Origin of the sequence: Klebsiella sp. 54 (assembly GCF_018223875.1) — a bacterium.
Taxonomy (GTDB): Bacteria; Pseudomonadota; Gammaproteobacteria; order Enterobacterales; family Enterobacteriaceae; genus Klebsiella; species Klebsiella quasipneumoniae.
This window is the reverse complement of the sequence record NZ_JAGRRA010000003.1, coordinates 113,821-131,390: the sequence shown is the minus strand read 5'-3', so window position 1 is coordinate 131,390 and position 17,570 is coordinate 113,821. Positions and strand designations below refer to the sequence as shown.

General features: G+C 57.6%; 17 protein-coding genes. 8 read left to right on the top strand and 9 right to left on the bottom strand.

From position 1 onward, the window contains the following. Positions 1–54: 54 nt before the first annotated feature. The 5 genes from ftsZ (at position 55) to mutT (ending at position 6,263) form a co-directional block, all read left to right on the top strand. On the top strand, positions 55–1,206 hold the full coding sequence (gene ftsZ, locus KHQ24_RS10330) for a cell division protein FtsZ (RefSeq protein WP_002888628.1): 1,152 nt from the start codon (positions 55–57) through the stop codon (positions 1,204–1,206). 100 nt (positions 1,207–1,306) lie between these two features. After that, positions 1,307–2,224 (top strand): UDP-3-O-acyl-N-acetylglucosamine deacetylase, encoded by a 918-nt coding sequence (gene lpxC, locus KHQ24_RS10325; RefSeq protein WP_002888632.1) that lies wholly within the window; start codon positions 1,307–1,309, stop codon positions 2,222–2,224. A 323-nt stretch (positions 2,225–2,547) separates the two neighbouring features. Then, entirely contained in the window at positions 2,548–3,045 is a 498-nt protein-coding gene (gene secM, locus KHQ24_RS10320; RefSeq protein ID WP_196611919.1) for a secA translation cis-regulator SecM, read from the top strand. Between the two features lie 62 nt (positions 3,046–3,107). Beyond that, on the top strand, positions 3,108–5,813 hold the full coding sequence (gene secA / locus KHQ24_RS10315; protein WP_004204346.1) for a preprotein translocase subunit SecA: 2,706 nt from the start codon (positions 3,108–3,110) through the stop codon (positions 5,811–5,813). A gap of 57 nt (positions 5,814–5,870) precedes the next feature. After that, complete coding sequence (gene mutT / locus KHQ24_RS10310; RefSeq protein ID WP_017901183.1) at positions 5,871–6,263, top strand: 8-oxo-dGTP diphosphatase MutT; 393 nt, start codon at positions 5,871–5,873, stop codon at positions 6,261–6,263. Positions 6,264–6,315: 52 nt separating this feature from the next. Here the strand turns inward: mutT and yacG are convergent, their stop codons facing one another. The 3 genes from yacG to coaE are packed head-to-tail and all read right to left on the bottom strand — an operon-like array spanning position 6,316 to position 7,883. After that, a complete protein-coding gene (gene yacG / locus KHQ24_RS10305) occupies positions 6,316–6,510 on the bottom strand; it encodes a DNA gyrase inhibitor YacG (protein WP_004204348.1) in 195 nt (64 codons plus the stop codon). A 9-nt stretch (positions 6,511–6,519) separates the two neighbouring features. Next, positions 6,520–7,263, bottom strand: a complete 744-nt coding sequence (zapD, locus tag KHQ24_RS10300) for a cell division protein ZapD (protein ID WP_114508558.1) — start codon at positions 7,261–7,263, stop codon at positions 6,520–6,522. Then, complete coding sequence (gene coaE, locus KHQ24_RS10295; RefSeq protein ID WP_017901181.1) at positions 7,263–7,883, bottom strand: dephospho-CoA kinase; 621 nt, start codon at positions 7,881–7,883, stop codon at positions 7,263–7,265. Before coaE ends, zapD begins: the two co-directional genes overlap by 1 nt. A 343-nt stretch (positions 7,884–8,226) precedes the next feature. Here coaE and KHQ24_RS10290 point away from each other — a divergent pair, with 343 nt between their 5' ends. Continuing rightward, positions 8,227–9,270 (top strand): GMP reductase, encoded by a 1,044-nt coding sequence (locus KHQ24_RS10290; protein WP_100050947.1) that lies wholly within the window; start codon positions 8,227–8,229, stop codon positions 9,268–9,270. A gap of 36 nt (positions 9,271–9,306) precedes the next feature. On the opposite strand, the gene hofC is transcribed toward KHQ24_RS10290, so the two are convergent. The 4 genes from hofC to nadC form a co-directional block, all read right to left on the bottom strand. Continuing rightward, entirely contained in the window at positions 9,307–10,512 is a 1,206-nt protein-coding gene (gene hofC / locus KHQ24_RS10285; protein ID WP_043522211.1) for a protein transport protein HofC, read from the bottom strand. Continuing rightward, on the bottom strand, positions 10,502–11,887 hold the full coding sequence (gspE, locus tag KHQ24_RS10280; protein ID WP_017901178.1) for a type II secretion system protein GspE: 1,386 nt from the start codon (positions 11,885–11,887) through the stop codon (positions 10,502–10,504). The genes hofC and gspE overlap by 11 nt, the downstream gene beginning before the upstream one ends. A gap of 10 nt (positions 11,888–11,897) precedes the next feature. After that, the gene (ppdD, locus tag KHQ24_RS10275) at positions 11,898–12,329 is read right to left on the bottom strand and encodes a prepilin peptidase-dependent pilin (protein WP_004204358.1); all 432 of its coding nucleotides are present in this window, start codon (positions 12,327–12,329) and stop codon (positions 11,898–11,900) included. A 180-nt stretch (positions 12,330–12,509) separates the two neighbouring features. Then, positions 12,510–13,403 (bottom strand): carboxylating nicotinate-nucleotide diphosphorylase, encoded by an 894-nt coding sequence (gene nadC / locus KHQ24_RS10270; RefSeq protein ID WP_017901176.1) that lies wholly within the window; start codon positions 13,401–13,403, stop codon positions 12,510–12,512. Positions 13,404–13,536: 133 nt separating this feature from the next. On the opposite strand from nadC, the gene ampD reads away from it, so the two are divergent. Together ampD and ampE are read left to right on the top strand one after the other, a co-directional pair. Next, positions 13,537–14,100 (top strand): 1,6-anhydro-N-acetylmuramyl-L-alanine amidase AmpD, encoded by a 564-nt coding sequence (gene ampD / locus KHQ24_RS10265; protein WP_017901175.1) that lies wholly within the window; start codon positions 13,537–13,539, stop codon positions 14,098–14,100. Beyond that, a complete protein-coding gene (gene ampE / locus KHQ24_RS10260) occupies positions 14,097–14,951 on the top strand; it encodes a beta-lactamase regulator AmpE (protein ID WP_004204361.1) in 855 nt (284 codons plus the stop codon). The genes ampD and ampE overlap by 4 nt, the downstream gene beginning before the upstream one ends. A 223-nt stretch (positions 14,952–15,174) precedes the next feature. On the opposite strand, the gene KHQ24_RS10255 is transcribed toward ampE, so the two are convergent. Together KHQ24_RS10255 and KHQ24_RS10250 are read right to left on the bottom strand one after the other, a co-directional pair. Next, the gene (locus tag KHQ24_RS10255) at positions 15,175–16,125 is read right to left on the bottom strand and encodes a family 43 glycosylhydrolase (RefSeq protein ID WP_060656785.1); all 951 of its coding nucleotides are present in this window, start codon (positions 16,123–16,125) and stop codon (positions 15,175–15,177) included. Continuing rightward, positions 16,125–17,531, bottom strand: coding sequence for a glycoside-pentoside-hexuronide (GPH):cation symporter (locus tag KHQ24_RS10250; protein WP_124989057.1), 1,407 nt, complete (start codon positions 17,529–17,531; stop codon positions 16,125–16,127). The genes KHQ24_RS10255 and KHQ24_RS10250 overlap by 1 nt, the downstream gene beginning before the upstream one ends. Positions 17,532–17,570 lie beyond the last annotated feature (39 nt).

The window sequence follows — 17,570 nt, the reverse complement described above, 5'->3', positions numbered from 1 at the left end:
GAGAACGCAGACAATTAGCGTTCTCAGGCGACAGGCACAAGACGGAGAGAAACTATGTTTGAACCTATGGAACTGACCAACGACGCGGTGATTAAAGTCATCGGCGTCGGTGGCGGCGGCGGTAATGCCGTTGAACACATGGTGCGCGAGCGCATTGAGGGTGTTGAATTCTTCGCGGTGAACACCGATGCGCAGGCGCTGCGTAAAACGGCTGTTGGCCAGACTATCCAGATCGGTAGCGGTATTACCAAAGGTCTGGGCGCTGGCGCGAACCCGGAAGTCGGCCGTAATGCGGCGGACGAAGACCGTGAAGCGCTGCGTGCGGCCCTTGATGGCGCAGACATGGTGTTCATCGCGGCAGGCATGGGCGGCGGTACCGGTACCGGCGCGGCGCCTGTTGTTGCCGAAGTGGCTAAGGATCTGGGGATCCTCACCGTTGCGGTGGTCACTAAGCCGTTTAATTTTGAAGGTAAGAAGCGCATGGCGTTTGCTGAGCAGGGGATCACCGAGCTGTCCAAGCACGTTGACTCACTGATCACCATCCCAAACGACAAGCTGCTGAAAGTACTTGGCCGCGGTATTTCTCTGCTTGACGCGTTCGGCGCGGCAAACGACGTCCTCAAAGGCGCGGTGCAGGGTATCGCTGAACTGATCACTCGTCCGGGTCTGATGAACGTTGACTTCGCGGACGTCCGTACCGTGATGTCTGAAATGGGCTACGCGATGATGGGCTCCGGCGTGGCGAGCGGTGAAGACCGTGCGGAAGAAGCGGCTGAAATGGCCATCTCTTCTCCGCTGCTGGAAGATATCGACCTGTCCGGTGCGCGCGGCGTGCTGGTTAACATCACCGCGGGCTTCGACCTGCGTCTGGATGAGTTCGAAACCGTGGGTAACACTATCCGCGCATTTGCCTCGGATAACGCCACCGTGGTTATCGGTACCTCTCTGGACCCGGATATGAACGACGAACTGCGCGTCACCGTAGTGGCGACCGGTATCGGCATGGACAAGCGTCCGGAAATTACCCTGGTGACCAACAAACAGGTTCAGCAGCCGGTGATGGATCGCTACCAGCAGCACGGTATGTCCCCGCTGACGCAAGAGCAGAAGCCGGCGGCAAAAGTGGTGAACGACAATACGCCGCAAACCGCGAAAGAGCCGGATTATCTGGATATCCCAGCCTTCCTGCGTAAGCAAGCCGATTAAGAATCGACTGGAAGTTGGGCATCTGCGCTCTTTGTGCTAAACTGGCCTCCCGATAGTGGTGTACACTTCGGTTGGATAGGTAAATTGGCGAGATTATACGATGATCAAACAAAGGACTCTTAAACGTATCGTTCAGGCGACTGGTGTCGGTTTGCATACCGGCAAGAAAGTCACACTGACGTTACGCCCTGCGCCGGCAAATACCGGGGTCATCTATCGTCGCACCGACTTGAATCCACCGGTAGATTTTCCGGCTGATGCCAAATCTGTGCGTGATACCATGCTCTGTACTTGCCTGGTTAATGAGCATGACGTGCGGATTTCTACGGTTGAACACCTGAACGCCGCATTGGCTGGCCTGGGTATCGACAACATTATTGTTGAAGTCGATGCACCGGAAATCCCGATTATGGACGGCAGTGCGGCTCCGTTCGTTTATCTGTTGCTGGACGCCGGCATCGATGAACTGAACTGCGCCAAGAAATTTGTACGTATCAAAGAGACGGTTCGCGTCGAAGATGGCGACAAATGGGCTGAATTCAAACCGTACAATGGTTTTTCGCTGGACTTCACCATCGATTTTAACCATCCGGCGATTGATGCCAGCACCCAGCGCTATACGCTGAACTTCTCGGCCGATGCGTTCATGCGTCAGATTAGCCGTGCGCGTACCTTCGGTTTCATGCGCGATATCGAATATCTGCAGTCCCGTGGCCTGTGCCTGGGCGGCAGCTTCGATTGTGCCATCGTTGTTGACGATTATCGCGTACTGAACGAAGACGGTCTGCGCTTTGAAGACGAATTTGTTCGCCACAAAATGCTGGATGCGATCGGTGACCTGTTTATGTGTGGTCACAACATTATCGGCGCATTCACGGCGTACAAATCGGGTCACGCGTTGAACAACAAACTGCTGCAGGCTGTTCTGGCAAAACAGGAAGCCTGGGAGTATGTGACCTTCGAAGACGACGCAAAATTGCCAATGGCGTTCCGCGCACCGTCGATGGTTCTGGCGTAAGCCTGACCATTCAGTAAATTCGACTGGTAACCTGGTACTCTCTCCGACCAGGGAACCAGTCGTTTTTCTTTTATAGCCTCTTCCCGTTATTTTTCGCTGCGATCGCTGGGTAATAATTAGCGCGCGTTCGCTGCTTTATTAAGCGTTTTCCCCGGGCAACGGCCTTCATTCATGCTGCCTCAGCGCGCTATTAATGTTAGTATTTGAGCGCAAAATTATTTCTCCGGGTTGCTTTACCCCGTGGACATCAGGTTGTCCTGCGAAAAACGTCAATAAAGAGACAGCCTGAACGACGACGGGTATACCAAAGAAAGGTAATGAACGTGAGTGGATTGCTGACGCGCTGGCGACAGTTTGGCAGACGGTATTTTTGGCCGCATCTCCTGTTGGGGATGGTCGCGGCCAGCCTCGGCCTGCCTGCGCTAAGCAACGGCCATGCGACCGCGACGCCAGCAAAGGCGACCGCCAGCAACCACAACCCGAGTAAAGTTAATTTCTCCCAGCTGGCGCTGCTGGAGACGAATCGCCGGCCCAACTTTACCGTCGACTACTGGCATCAGCATGCCATTCGCACCGTTATTCGTCATCTCTCTTTCGCCATGGCGCCGCAGGCGTTGCCGGTGGCGGAAGAAGCGTCTCCGCTGCAGGCGCAGCATCTGGCGCTGCTCGACACGCTCAGCGCGCTGCTGACGCAGGACAGTACGCCGCCGGTAGTGATCCGCCAGGCGGCGTATATCCCTTCCTCATATTCTGCCTTCCGCGTCAGCGCCTGGATAAGCCAGGTAGCGGGGATCCGCGCAGGCCCTCAACGTCTCAGCTGAAAATAACCACGGACCATCCTATTTTTTGTGACTCCGCACCGCGGGGCGTTTGAGATTTTATTATGCTTATTAAAATGTTAACTAAGGTTTTCGGCAGCCGTAACGACCGTACGCTGCGTCGTATGCGCAAAGTCGTCAATATCATCAACGGTATGGAACCGGCGATGGAAAAACTCTCTGATGACGAGCTGAAAGCGAAAACCGCTGAATTCCGCGCGCGCCTGGAAAAAGGCGAAGTGCTGGAAAACCTGATCCCTGAAGCGTTCGCCGTCGTTCGCGAAGCCAGTAAGCGTGTGTTCGGCATGCGCCACTTCGACGTCCAGCTGCTGGGCGGTATGGTGCTTAACGATCGCTGCATCGCCGAGATGCGTACCGGTGAAGGTAAAACCCTGACCGCGACCCTGCCGGCCTACCTCAATGCGCTGACCGGCAAAGGCGTTCACGTGGTGACCGTCAACGACTATCTGGCGCAGCGTGACGCCGAAAATAACCGCCCGCTGTTTGAATTCCTCGGCATGACGGTTGGCATCAACATGTCCGGCCTGCCGGCGCCGGCGAAGCGTGAAGCCTACGCTGCCGATATCACCTATGGCACCAACAACGAATACGGCTTCGACTACCTGCGCGACAACATGGCCTTCAGCCCGGAAGAGCGCGTTCAGCGTAAACTGCACTATGCGCTGGTGGATGAGGTGGACTCCATCCTGATCGATGAGGCGCGTACGCCGCTGATCATTTCCGGCCCGGCGGAAGACAGCTCTGAAATGTACCGTAAGGTCAACAAGATCATTCCGCACCTGATCCGTCAGGAAAAAGAAGATTCGGACACCTTCACCGGCGAAGGCCACTTCTCGGTGGATGAAAAAGCGCGTCAGGTTAACCTGACCGAACGTGGTCTGGTGCTGATTGAAGAGCTGCTGGTACAGGAAGGCATTATGGATGAAGGTGAGTCCCTGTACTCCCCGACCAACATTATGCTGATGCACCACGTCACCGCCGCGCTGCGCGCCCATGCGCTGTTCACCCGCGACGTTGACTACATTGTTAAAGATGGCGAAGTTATCATCGTCGATGAGCACACTGGTCGTACAATGCAGGGCCGCCGCTGGTCCGATGGTCTGCACCAGGCCGTTGAGGCCAAAGAGGGCGTGGAGATCCAGAACGAGAACCAGACCTTGGCCTCTATCACCTTCCAGAACTATTTCCGTCTGTATGAGAAACTGGCGGGGATGACCGGTACCGCCGATACTGAAGCCTTTGAATTCAGCTCTATCTATAAGCTGGATACCGTGGTCGTGCCGACCAACCGTCCGATGATCCGTAAAGACATGGCGGATCTGGTCTATATGACCGAAGCGGAAAAAATTCAGGCGATTATCGAAGATATCAAAACCCGTACCGCAGCCGGTCAGCCGGTGTTGGTGGGGACAATCTCGATCGAAAAATCGGAAGTGGTTTCCCGTGAGCTGACCAAAGCCGGCATTAAGCACAACGTTCTGAACGCCAAGTTCCATGCCAGCGAAGCGGATATCGTCGCTCAGGCAGGCTATCCTTCCGCGGTGACCATCGCTACCAACATGGCGGGCCGTGGTACCGATATTATGCTCGGCGGTAGCTGGCAGGCGGAAGTCGCGGCGCTGGAAAATCCAACGCCTGAGCAGATTGAAAAAATCAAAGCCGACTGGCAGGTGCGCCACGATGCGGTACTGGCCGCAGGCGGCCTGCACATTATCGGTACCGAGCGTCATGAATCACGCCGTATCGATAACCAGCTGCGCGGCCGTGCCGGTCGTCAGGGGGATGCCGGTTCTTCCCGCTTCTACCTGTCGATGGAAGACGCCCTGATGCGTATCTTCGCCTCCGATCGCGTTTCCGGCATGATGCGTAAACTGGGGATGAAACCCGGCGAAGCCATTGAGCACCCGTGGGTCACCAAGGCTATCGCCAACGCGCAGCGTAAAGTCGAGAGCCGTAACTTCGATATTCGTAAGCAGTTGCTGGAATATGATGATGTGGCCAACGACCAGCGCCGGGCAATTTACACTCAGCGTAACGAACTGCTGGACGTGTCTGACGTCAGCGAAACCATCAACAGCATCCGCGAAGACGTGTTTAAGGCGACTATCGATGCCCATATTCCGCCGCAGTCGCTGGAGGAGATGTGGGATATCGAAGGCCTGCAGGAGCGTCTGAAAAACGACTTCGACCTCGACCTGCCAATCAAAGAGTGGCTGGATAAAGAGCCGGAGCTGCATGAAGAGACCCTGCGCGAACGTATTCTGCAGAGCGCGGTAGAGACCTACCAGCGTAAAGAAGAAGTGGTCGGCGCTGAAATGATGCGCCACTTCGAGAAAGGCGTGATGCTCCAGACTCTGGATTCACTGTGGAAAGAACATCTGGCGGCGATGGACTACCTGCGCCAGGGTATCCACCTGCGCGGCTATGCGCAGAAAGATCCGAAGCAGGAGTACAAGCGCGAATCGTTCTCTATGTTTGCCGCGATGCTGGAGTCACTGAAGTATGAAGTGATCAGCACCCTGAGCAAAGTGCAGGTGCGGATGCCGGAAGAAGTCGAGGCGATGGAGCAGCAACGTCGTGAAGAGGCCGAGCGCCTGGCGCAGATGCAGCAGCTCAGCCATCAGAGCGATGATGAAGCCGCTGCACAGGATCTGGCGGCACAAACCGGCGAACGTAAAGTGGGGCGTAACGATCCTTGCCCGTGCGGTTCCGGTAAAAAATACAAACAGTGCCATGGCCGTCTGAGCTAAGGGCTGATAAAAAAACAAAGGCGCAGAGTTCTGCGCCTTTTTTATGGAGCTGATTCAATGAAAAAACTGCAAATCGCCGTAGGGATAATTCGCAATCCAGAAGGCGACATCTTTATTACCCAGCGCGCCGCGGATGCCCATATGGCGAATAAGCTGGAGTTCCCGGGCGGGAAGATTGAATCTGATGAAACGCCGGAGCAGGCGTTGATCCGCGAGCTGCAGGAAGAGGTGGGAATTACGGCCACTACCTTTTCACTATTTGATAAGCTGGAGTATCAGTTCCCCGATCGCCACATTACGCTGTGGTTTTTCCTCGTGGAAAGCTGGGAAGGCGAGCCCTGGGGTAAAGAGGGGCAGCCGGGACAGTGGATGACGCGGCAGGCGCTGGATCCGGAAGCGTTTCCCCCGGCGAATGAACCGGTTATCCGCAAACTTATCGCCCAGGGCTGAACCCCAGGTTGGGAGGCTAACCCAACTGGCGTTGGGTTAGCGTGCCGTCAAATCAGGGCTGCTGTTCGCTCCAGTCATCGCTGTCGGAGAGATCGCCCGCGCTGGGGATGCGCTTCTCCTCTGCTGCCCATTCTCCCAAATCGATCAGCTGGCAGCGTTTGCTGCAAAATGGACGATAGGGGCTTTGTTCGCCCCATACCACGTTTTTGCCGCAGGTCGGACAATTAACGATAGTCTCTTCTGACATGTTATCTCCTTAACAGCAGGCCAGTTCAAAATCAAAGCGCTCCGGCACGATCCCATACTCACTGTCCAGCGGCAGGAAGCGGATGGCGAAACGGCTCTTATGGCCAGAGATCTGCGGATAAAGCTGGTGGGCCAGATCGAGACGCAGGCGCAGCAGATCGGCATCTTCGCCATTATCCTGATAAAAGCCATTGAGGCTGGTCTGTTTGCGAAACTGTCCGGAGTTACGAATCAGATCGAGGATCAGGCTCAGGGACTGGACCAATGGATCGAGGCTGGCAAGCCAGCTGGCCACCTGCTCGTCACGATGCGCCTGCGGCATATGGAGCCAGATATGCAGGGTCGGTAAATCGAAGCTGCAGCAGCCGCCAGGGATACTCAGGCGCTGGCGTACTAGCGCAATCAGGCGATCTTCACGCAGAAACTGACCAATGCGCGGCGCGGCCATCAGGGTGCTGGAAGACTGCTTGAGCTGCTGGCGCAGCGCGTTAATGCGCTCCTGATCGACTCCCGGCACTTCTGCCCAGGACTGGAGCTTACGCTGCTGGCGCTCCAGCTCTTTGACCAGATCGGTACGCACCTCGCCGCGCTCCAGGACATCCAGCAGATCGCCGGCGTTACGGAAAAAATGGAGCGCATCGGCATGGCTGGAAATCATCGGATGGAAAGCCATCTGCTGGATCAGAAATTCGATGCGCAGCCAGGTGCGCATTTTCTCATTAAGAGGATGTTCAAACAGAACGGGAGTATGCATTACGAGTTTTCCTGTGAGGCGGCCTGCAATGCCAGCGTTAAGTACTTTTCGTGCAGGCGGGCAACATCCGATGCCACTGCATCCGGAGTGCCAGTGTTTTCAATAACATCGTCCGCGACGGCCAGGCGCTGCTCGCGCGTGGCCTGGGCGGCAAGAATATGTTCAGCATGTTCGCGGCTGACCTTATCGCGCAGCATGGTGCGTTCGATTTGCGTCTCTTTTGGCACATCGACGACCAGTACGCGATCGGCCTGGCTGGACAGGCGGTTTTCGACCAGCAAAGGTACGACCCAGAGGAGATAAGGGGAGGTGGCGGCCTGCATCTGGCGGCGCGTTTCCTGCTGAATCAGCGGATGCAACAGCGCGTTGAGCCAGGCTTTTTCCTCCACCTGAGCAAAAATTTTTTCCCGCAGCAGACGGCGGTTTAGCGTGCCGTCGGGGGCAATCATCTGTGGCCCGAAGTGGCCGGCAATGGCCTGGAGCGCCGGGGTGCCGGGTTCGACCACCTGGCGGGCGATAACATCGGCATCGATAACCTTAATCCCGAGCTGCGCGAAGGCGTCGGCGACCGTACTTTTACCGCTGCCAATCCCGCCTGTTAACGCGACTGTGTACCCCATATCTTCTGGCCCTGAAACGGATTGCTCGTATTTTTGGTATTCAGACAGCGAGGACGGGCAGTATGCCGGAGAGGCGACAGCGATCTTGTCGTGATGGCCCCGTGCCAGCCGGGAGCGCCGTCCGCTATTCTGTTTCTTTTAATCAAGCAAATCAAATGGTTAAAAATAATGCGCTGGCGGGTGGAGATATAAGCGCTTTTTTCTCCATTCACCAGGTAAATTTATACGATTGTAGCGTAAAAAAAGTGAAAATCGCAGTCTTGCGCGGGCCTGATTCGTGCGTATGATAACGTCACTGGAGTTGTGCTCTCACATTAATGCCATTAACCCCAGGAATTCGCACATGCGTATTGAAGAAGATCTGAAGCTTGGTTTCAAAGACGTTCTTATCCGCCCGAAACGCTCTACCCTCAAAAGCCGTTCTGATGTTGAGCTGGCACGTGAATTCACCTTTAAACATTCAGGCCTGACCTGGTCCGGTGTGCCGATTATTGCGGCTAACATGGACACCGTCGGCACCTTCAGCATGGCGAAAGCGCTGGCCACTTTTGGCATTCTGACGGCAGTACACAAGCACTACACCGCGGAAGAATGGCAGGCGTTTGTCCAGAGCGTATCCGCAGACGTTCTCAAGCATGTGATGGTTTCCACCGGTACTTCCGATGCGGATTTTGATAAAACGCAACAGATCCTCTCTCAGAACCCACAATTGAACTTTGTGTGCATTGACGTCGCCAATGGCTACTCTGAACACTTCGTCCAGTTTGTGGCGAAGGCGCGCGAAGCCTGGCCGCAAAAAACCATTATTGCCGGGAACGTGGTCACCGGTGAAATGTGTGAAGAGCTGATCCTCTCCGGCGCCGATATCGTCAAAGTTGGCATTGGCCCGGGCTCCGTCTGCACCACCCGCGTCAAAACCGGGGTCGGCTACCCGCAGCTCTCCGCCGTGATCGAGTGTGCTGATGCCGCACATGGCCTTGGCGGCCAGATCATCAGCGACGGCGGTTGCACCATGCCGGGCGATGTGGCGAAAGCCTTCGGCGGCGGCGCTGATTTCGTGATGCTCGGCGGTATGCTGGCGGGCCACGAAGAGAGCGGCGGTACTGTGGTTGAAGAGAACGGTGAAAAATTCATGCTGTTTTACGGTATGAGCTCCGAATCGGCGATGACCCGCCATGTGGGCGGTGTCGCGAAATACCGCGCGGCGGAAGGGAAAACCGTTAAGCTGCCGCTGCGTGGCCCGGTGGACAATACCGCGCGCGACATTCTCGGCGGCCTGCGCTCTGCCTGCACTTACGTTGGCGCCTCGCGACTGAAAGAGCTGACCAAACGCACCACCTTTATCCGCGTTCAGGAACAAGAGAACCGGGTATTCAATAGTCTGTAACCGGCTGCGCTGGCGCCTGCGCGGTGCCAGCGTTGCTTATCCTCCCGCCCCGCCAATGGCATCGCCCAGATGAAAAACGGGCAAATACATCGCCACCACCAGGAGCCCGACCAGCGAGCCGGTTATCACCAGCATCAGGGGTTCCAGATGCGCAGCCAGACTGTCGGCTCGCTGATGGGTCTGCTCACGATGATGATGCGCCAGGTTTTCCAGCATCTGATCCAGTGCCCCCGCGCTTTCCCCCGTGCGGATGAGCTGCAGACACAGCGGTGTAAAACCGCCGCAGCGGCTTAACGCCTGCCAGATCGGATCCCCCTGAACGATCAGCGCGCGGGCCTGCGCCAGGCGCTGGCGCCACAGCGGGCACGACAGGGTCTCTTCAACGCTTTGCAGCCCCTGTAGAAAGCTGATACCGGCACTTTGGGTTAACGCCAGAACGGTGAATATCAGGCTCAGCTGTTGGCCGCCGATCAGGGGGCCGATGAGAGGGAGCGCGTTAAGCAGTTGCTGGCGACGCAGCAGCCAGTCGGCGCGCTGCCGGACCAGCTGGTTGAGCAGCAGCGGGCTCAGCAGAAAGGCCAGCAGTAACGGCCAGCCGCGGTTCAGCATGTCCCCTGCCGCAATAACCATTCGCGTTAATAACGGCAGCGGCGTATTGAACGTCTGGTAGATGGCAGTGAATTCAGGAAGGACAAAATAGAGCATCCCCAGCACCACCAGCAGCGCCAGTGTGAGCACGATCAGCGGGTAGCGCAGCGCCTTCTTGACCTTGCCGGCGAGCCGCTGCTGCTCCTGCTGCTGGTTGGCCAGCTGCTGGCAGCAAATATCGAGCTTGCCCGTCAGTTCGCCAGTGCTAATCATCGCCAGATACAGTGGCGGAAAAGCCTGCGGCCACTGCGCCAGTGCGGCAGAGAAAGTCACGCCCTGGGCCAGTTCGCGGCCCAGCGCCTCAAGCAGCGCCTGCCACTGCCCATGCGGTTGCTGCTGCGCCAGAAGCGATAACCCTTCCGCCAACGGTAGCCCGGCCTGCAGCAGGGTTGCCAACTGGCGGATTGTTTCGCTGCTGTAGCGCGGGTGCCACAGGCTTTGCTTCACCGTACAGCGGCGTATAGCCAGCGGCAGGATGCGCTGCTGCTGGAGGTGATGCAGCACCTCCGGACGACTGGCTTGCCATAGCATCCCCTGACAAGGAGCGCCTTGCGCATCGACGCCTCGCCAGCGCCAGAGACGCTTAGTCGCCATGGGGGATCCCCAGCACCCGCACCACCTCTTCGAGGCTGGTCAAGCCCTGTTCGATAGCCTGACATCCGCTTTCGAAGAGCGTCATCATGCCCGCGGCTCGCGCCAGAGATTCGATCTCAATGGCGTTGAGCCCCTGGACTATCCCCTGACGTAGCCCCGGAGTGACAGGCAAGACCTCGAACAGCGCCAGCCTGCCGTGATACCCGTGATAACAGTGTTCGCAGCCCGCGGCCTGCCAGCGCGGCAGCGAGCGGGGCCACAGACTGTGCGGCAGGTCGGCGGCACTGCCGGCATTGCGCCGGCAGTGGGGGCACAGCTTGCGAACCAGACGCTGGGCGATAACCAGCGAGAGCGCAGAGGAGATCATCCAGCGGGCGATGCCCATTTGCTGCAGGCGGGTAAGGGTTTCGCTGGTGGAATTGGTGTGCAGAGTAGAGAGCACCAGATGACCCGTTTGGGCGGCTTTCAGCGCGATTTCAGCGGTTTCGGCATCGCGGATTTCACCCACCATCACAATATCCGGGTCCTGACGTAACAGGGCGCGCAGTACGCTGTGAAAGGTCAGCCCGGCGCGCGGGTTGATTTGCGTCTGGTTCATCCCGGCGATGGGGATCTCCAGAGGATCCTCGACGCTACAGATGTTCACTTGCTCCCGGTTTCGCGCCTGCAGGGCGCTGTAGAGGGTTACCGTTTTCCCGCTTCCGGTTGGGCCAGTGACCAGCAGCAGCCCCTGCGGCTGATTCAGCGCCTGGCGGAAGGCCGCCAGCTGAGAGGATGAGAGGCCGAGCGCCTCCAGATCCAGCGCCTGGTCAACCTGATGCAGAAGGCGCAGGACAATTTTCTCGCCATAGCGGCAGGGCAGAGTGGCGATGCGAAAGGAGAGCTGCCGTCCGGCGAGGTTCAGCGCGAACTGACCATCCTGCGGCAAACGATGCTCGGCGATATCGAGACTGGCCATCACTTTGAGTCGTGCGATAACCGGCGCGGCCAGCTCGGGCGCCAGCAGCGGCAGGGCGTGTAGCACGCCATCGACACGCAGGCGGATCCGTAAGTGCGTTTCCGTGGGTTCGATATGAATATCGGAGGCCCGCTGACGCAGGGCCTGCTCGAGGATCTGATTGACCCGTTCGGCGATGTTTTCCGGGCCTGCATTTTGCGCCAGCAGCGCCTGCTTTTCCTGGACTTGCAGGCGTTTATCCATCTGCTCCTGGCTCCAGCATTCAATATCGATCCGTTTTTGCGTCGCGAAACGTAGCGCCTCCATTAGCTCCGTCGGCGGGGTATCGACCACCGCAATGGATATCGTCTGCTCATCGCTGTGCAGCAGCAGGGCGTGATGGCGACGACAGAGAGGGATCAGCTGTTCTGTTTTCATGTTGTCGCCCTCACTTCACGCGGAAGACGTCTTCGCAGGCCTGCTGAAGCGCGCTGTTGTCGGTGATAGTGCAGACCCGCTGCCAGCCGGTGACGCCCTCGGCGTTATCCCAGGTCGGGGTTAGGGTGACGCCCAGTCCGTTGAGACTTTCCTGGCCGGTGAGGGTAACGACCCCTTTTGCCACGCTCATGGCGGAGAGGTAGCGCGTGGTGGTTGGCGAGGGGATGCCATTGCTGCCGCCGTCGCATGTCGTCAGGCCGCCATGATCGAGCGCGCAAAGTTCAATTGCCGTCCGGTAGGGGACAAAGGTCTGCAGCAGATCGGTGAGGGCGGCTTTACGCAGGTAGTTCTGGTAGGCCGGGATGCCGATGGCGCTGAGAATGGCGATGATGCCGATGACCACCATCAGTTCAATCAGGGTAAAACCTCGTTGTTTATCCATAAGTCGCTCCTTGTTGTGACAGAAGCACTGTGACGGGATTCAGGGGGACAGGCGAGGAGACGAAAACGATCCGGGAAACCGGGTTCCAGGGTTTTTAGCGGGATTGCATGGTGAGCAAGAGCGGCTGCGAGTCGGGTCGCAAATTCAGGCCTTCACGCCGGAAACGTGAAGGCCCAATCTTCAGCGAAAACGCATCGACAGGTCGAGCGCCTGCACATGTTTGGTCAGGGCCCCGACGGAGATATAGTCGACCCCGGTGTCGGCAAATTCGCGGATGGTGTCAAAGGTGACGTTGCCGGAGACCTCGAGCGCCGCCTGGCCAGCGGTGATTTTCACCGCCTCGCGCATCAGGTCGGTGGTGAAGTTATCGAGCATAATGATATCGGCCCCGGCTTTTAACGCCTGCTCCAGCTCATCCAGCGTTTCCACTTCCACTTCCACCGGCACATCAGGATGCAGCCAGAACGCCTTTTCCACCGCCTGACGGATCGAGCCGGAGGCGATGATGTGGTTTTCTTTAATCAGGAAAGCGTCGAACAGCCCCAGGCGGTGGTTGGCGCCGCCGCCGCAGAGAACCGCGTATTTCAAAGCGGTTCGCAGCCCTGGCAGCGTTTTGCGCGTATCCAGGAGTTGGGTTTTGGTGCCCGCCAGCAGGTCGACATAGCGGCGGACAACGCTGGCGACGCCGGAGAGGGTTTGCACAAAGTTCAGCGCCGTACGTTCGCCAGTGAGCAGAATGCGCGATGGGCCTTCCAGCTCGAACAGGGGTTGATCGGCTTTGACCGCATCGCCATCGGCGACGTGCCAGGTGATATTCACGTCGTCACCGGCGAGCTGAATGAAGACCTCTTCCACCCAGCGTTTACCACAGAAGACGCCATCTTCGCGGGTAATGACCACCGCATGGGAGCGTGCATCCTGCGGCAATAATTGTGCGCTAATATCGTTGCTGGCGTCGACTTCGCCGCCCAAATCTTCCCGCAGGGAGTGTGCGACAGCATCGGTAATATCGAGATTAATACGTTCCAGCAGCACGTCACGGCGGCGGTCGGGGTTGTAACGACGAGGCGACATGATAAAGCTCCAGATAGATAAGATTCAGAAGTGGGAAACATGCTAACCTGAACGACGTTTCAGTACCATACACACTTCATCCTTTGGGCCGGCGTGTGGCCCGGAAGCATGAGTTCGCGAAAGGAGATCCCGCATGCAGTTGAACGAGGGATGGCTGGTCGGCGCGCGGCGGGTTCCCTCGCCGCACCATGACTGCCGTCCGGATGAAGAGGCCCCTTCCTTATTGGTGGTGCATAATATCAGCCTGCCGCCAGGTGAATTTGGTGGTCCATGGATTGACGCGCTGTTCACCGGCACCCTGGATCCTCACGCGCATCCTTTCTTTGCCGAGATCGCTCATCTGCGCGTTTCGGCGCATTGTCTGATTCGCCGTGATGGTGAAATCGTGCAGTATGTGCCTTTCGATAAGCGTGCATGGCATGCGGGTGTCTCCAGCTATCAGGGGCGTGAACGCTGCAATGACTTTTCCATCGGTATAGAGCTGGAAGGCACGGATACCCTGGCGTATACCGATGCGCAGTACCAGCAGCTGGCGGCGGTGACGGATCTGCTTATCACGATTTATCCTGCCATCGCCGCAAACATCACGGGCCATAGCGATATCGCGCCCGTGCGCAAGACGGACCCGGGACCGGCCTTTGACTGGAAAAAATTTCGTGCGCTGCTCAGCGCGCCGTCCGAAAAGGAGACCTCATGACGCTGTTTACTACGCTGCTGGTGCTTATCGCTGAACGCCTGTTTAAACTGGGCGAACACTGGCAGCTTGATCATCGGCTGGAGGTGGCGTTCCGCCGGATAAAACATTTCTCGTTGCCGGGAACGCTGCTGATGACCCTGGTCGCCGTCGCGGTGGTCTACATTATTCAGCGCTTGCTGCAGGGGCAGCTGTTCAACGTACCGCTGCTGGTGTTCTGGATTTTGCTAGGCCTGCTGTGCATCGGCGCCGGTAAGGTTCGGCTGCACTATCATGCCTATCTGAAAGCGGCGTCGCGCAATGACAGCCGCGCCTGCGATGCGATGGCTAGCGAGCTGACGTTGATACACGGCGTCCCCCCGGGCTGTGATGAGCGCGAGTACCTTAGCGAACTGCAAAATGCGCTGCTATGGATTAACTATCGTTACTACCTGGCGCCACTCTTCTGGTTTGTGGTCGGTGGGGCGTGGGGGCCGCTGACGCTTATCGCCTATAGCGTCCTGCGTGCCTGGCAGACGTGGCTGGCGCGCTACCAGACGCCGCATCATCGTTTGCAGTCCGGAATCGATGGTATCCTGCATATTGTGGACTGGCTGCCGGTGCGTCTGGTGGGGGTTGTCTATGCTCTGGTGGGGCATGGAGAGAAAGCGCTCCCGGCGTGGTTTGCATCGTTAGGCGACCGCCATTCGTCGCAGTATCAGGTATTGACCCGCCTGGCGCAGTATTCCCTGGCTCGTGAACCGCACGTGGATAAAGTGGCGACCCCGAAGGCCGCGGTGTCGATGGCCAAGAAAACCTCGCTGGTGGTGGTGGTGATCATGGCGCTGCTGACGATTTACGGCACCCTGGTGTAACGGCCTGCGCTCGTACTCTACCTGCCACGATACTCTCACATCTGGGGCGTTATTTGCCGGATGGCGTTGTGCTTATCCGGCCTGGAGACCCACACTGCGCAGGCCCGGCAAGCAACAGCGGCGCCGGGTTCTATATCAGACGCCGTACCTGGCATGTTGCCGGGCGGCGGTTTCGCCTGACCCGGCCTGGAGAACCCGCGCCAGCGGGCCGCATACCGAACCGCTACAGCGTATCCGCCGGCGGGATGCCGAAGTCGGGCATGCCGTCCTCTCTCCAGCTGACGAGTTTTAGCCGGGTATGACGATTGGGGTCATACAGCGGGTCGCCTTCAATCTCGGTGTAATTCCGCGCGTGGTAGACCAGCACATCTTCCCCGGCCGGCGTTTGGGTAAAACTATTATGGCCCGGGCCATACTGGCGGTTTTCATAGCTGGTCCGGAACACCGGCTGCGGGGCTTTATGCCAGTTTGCCGGCTGCAGCGGATCGGCCTGCCGGTCAATCCAGAGCAACCCCATGCAGTAGTTTTCGTCGGTGGCGCTGGCGGAATAGCTGATGAACAGCTTATCGCCATGCACCAGCACCGCGGGTCCTTCATTGACCTTAAATCCCCGACACTCCCAGTCGAACTCCGGCTTGCTCAGCATGACCGGCTTGCCTTTTAGCGTCCACGGGTTGGCCATTTCAGCGAGATACAGGTTTGAGTTGCCCTCGATATGCGGCGATTTTTGCGCCCACAGGTACCAGCGTTTGCCCTGATGGATAAAGGTGGTGGCATCGAGGGCGAAGGTATCGAAAGGCGTGACCACCTGGCCTTTTTCCTGCCAGCGGCCGGTCAGCGGATCGTTGTCGGCGCACTCGATAACGAACATACGATGCTGGAACATGCCCAGCGCATCCAGATCGTGGGTATAGGTGGCGGCAAAATAGATATACCACTTCCCGTCTATCTCATGTAGCTCCGGCGCCCAAATCAGCTGGCTCATCGGCCCGCTTTGCGGTGCGCGCCAGACCACTACCGGCTCCGCATCGCGTAATCCTTCAAGGGTCGCCGCGCGCCGGATCTCCAGCCGGTCGTATTCCGGCACCGAGGCAATAAAGTAGTAGTGATTAAGGTGGCGCAGAATAAAGGGATCTGCGCGCTGTTCAATAAAGGGGTTGGGCCAGTTATTCATCAGGCTTTCCTTACGTGTTCACTGGTTTTCAGTTCCTGGTATTCATTCAGCTCGCTGTAGTTGCTGCGGCGCTTCTCTAAATCGCTCTGGATCTGGCGCATCAGGGTGCGGTCAACTTTCAGCAGGCGCACCACGCCGGCGGTGATCAGGTAGCCGACGCCGGGGATAACCGAGAACAACAGCACGATGCCGTTGAGGGCGGAGGCGCTTTGCGCTTTGGCGCCAGCGTCGTAGCCGTACCATGACAACAGGAATCCGACCATCGCCCCGGCGACCGCCAGGCCGACTTTGAGGAAGAACAGATTGCCGGAGAAGCTAATGCCGGTGATGCGCTTGCCGGTTTTCCACTCGCCGTAGTCGTCAACATCGGACATCAGCGACCAGTGCAGCGGGGAGGGAATTTGATGCAGGATGTTGAGCAGGAAGTAGAGCACCATAATCAGCGTGGTGGCGTGCGGATTAAAGAAATAGAAGGCGCAGGAGAAGATCGCCAGCACGATATTGGTCCAGAAGAAGACCTGCAGTTTGCACCAGCGGTCGGTGAGGACTTTTGCCAGCATGCTGCCAATCATCATCCCGACCACGCCGAGGCTGATAAACAGAGTGGCAAAATGGGTGCTTTGCCCCATTACCCAGGTGACGTAGTACATGGTGGCGGCCATGCGGATAAAGCCCGGACAGACGTTGCACAGCGTGAGCAACAGGATGCGTACCCACTGGTCATTTTTCCACACGTCTTTGAGATCTTTTTTCAGTTCATCATTGGTCTGTACCGCCGGGTGGATGCGTTCGCGTACGGTAGCGAAGCAGAACAGGAACATACACATGCCGATGAAGGCCAGCACGGTCATCGCCATCTGATAGCCCTTCGCTTTATCGGCGCCGCCGAACCAGTCGACCATTGGCAGTAGCGTCAATGACAGCAACAGCGTGGCGATACCCACCATCACGAAACGATAAGACTGGCAGGCAACGCGCTCTTTCGGATCGGCAGTCATCACCGTTCCCAGCGAGCAGTAGGGGATGTTAATCGCGGTATAGGTAATCGACAGCAGAAAGTAGGTGACAAACGCATAGATGACTTTGCTGTTATAGGTCCACTCAGGAGTGGTGAACATCAGTACGCTGAACAGGGCGTAGGGGAAAGCAATCCACAGCAGCCATGGACGAAAGCGGCCATATTTACTGCGGGTGCGGTCGGCGAGGGCGCCCATGATCGGGTCGGTCACCGCATCGATGACGCGCACCGACAGCAGCAGTACGCCCACCAGCGCCGGCGCCAGACCGAAAATATCGGTATAAAAATAGTTAACAAACAGCATGATGGCGCCAAAGATGATATTGCATCCGGCATCCCCCATCCCATAACCAATCTTTTCTTTTATTGAAAGTCTATTGTCTGCCATGTGCGGTCTCTCCGTTGCAGTATGGAGAGAATTATTGGC

Coding starts and splice junctions, on each gene's coding strand:
- gspE (WP_017901178.1), bottom strand. CDS start 11,887: ATGAAAACAGAACAGCTGATCCCTCTCTGTCGTCGCCATCACGCCCTG.
- lpxC (WP_002888632.1), top strand. CDS start 1,307: ATGATCAAACAAAGGACTCTTAAACGTATCGTTCAGGCGACTGGTGTC.
- KHQ24_RS10250 (WP_124989057.1), bottom strand. CDS start 17,531: ATGGCAGACAATAGACTTTCAATAAAAGAAAAGATTGGTTATGGGATG.
- secA (WP_004204346.1), top strand. CDS start 3,108: ATGCTTATTAAAATGTTAACTAAGGTTTTCGGCAGCCGTAACGACCGT.
- ampE (WP_004204361.1), top strand. CDS start 14,097: ATGACGCTGTTTACTACGCTGCTGGTGCTTATCGCTGAACGCCTGTTT.
- zapD (WP_114508558.1), bottom strand. CDS start 7,263: ATGCATACTCCCGTTCTGTTTGAACATCCTCTTAATGAGAAAATGCGC.
- ampD (WP_017901175.1), top strand. CDS start 13,537: ATGCAGTTGAACGAGGGATGGCTGGTCGGCGCGCGGCGGGTTCCCTCG.
- KHQ24_RS10290 (WP_100050947.1), top strand. CDS start 8,227: ATGCGTATTGAAGAAGATCTGAAGCTTGGTTTCAAAGACGTTCTTATC.
- yacG (WP_004204348.1), bottom strand. CDS start 6,510: ATGTCAGAAGAGACTATCGTTAATTGTCCGACCTGCGGCAAAAACGTG.
- coaE (WP_017901181.1), bottom strand. CDS start 7,883: ATGGGGTACACAGTCGCGTTAACAGGCGGGATTGGCAGCGGTAAAAGT.
- nadC (WP_017901176.1), bottom strand. CDS start 13,403: ATGTCGCCTCGTCGTTACAACCCCGACCGCCGCCGTGACGTGCTGCTG.
- ftsZ (WP_002888628.1), top strand. CDS start 55: ATGTTTGAACCTATGGAACTGACCAACGACGCGGTGATTAAAGTCATC.
- KHQ24_RS10255 (WP_060656785.1), bottom strand. CDS start 16,125: ATGAATAACTGGCCCAACCCCTTTATTGAACAGCGCGCAGATCCCTTT.
- ppdD (WP_004204358.1), bottom strand. CDS start 12,329: ATGGATAAACAACGAGGTTTTACCCTGATTGAACTGATGGTGGTCATC.
- mutT (WP_017901183.1), top strand. CDS start 5,871: ATGAAAAAACTGCAAATCGCCGTAGGGATAATTCGCAATCCAGAAGGC.
- hofC (WP_043522211.1), bottom strand. CDS start 10,512: ATGGCGACTAAGCGTCTCTGGCGCTGGCGAGGCGTCGATGCGCAAGGC.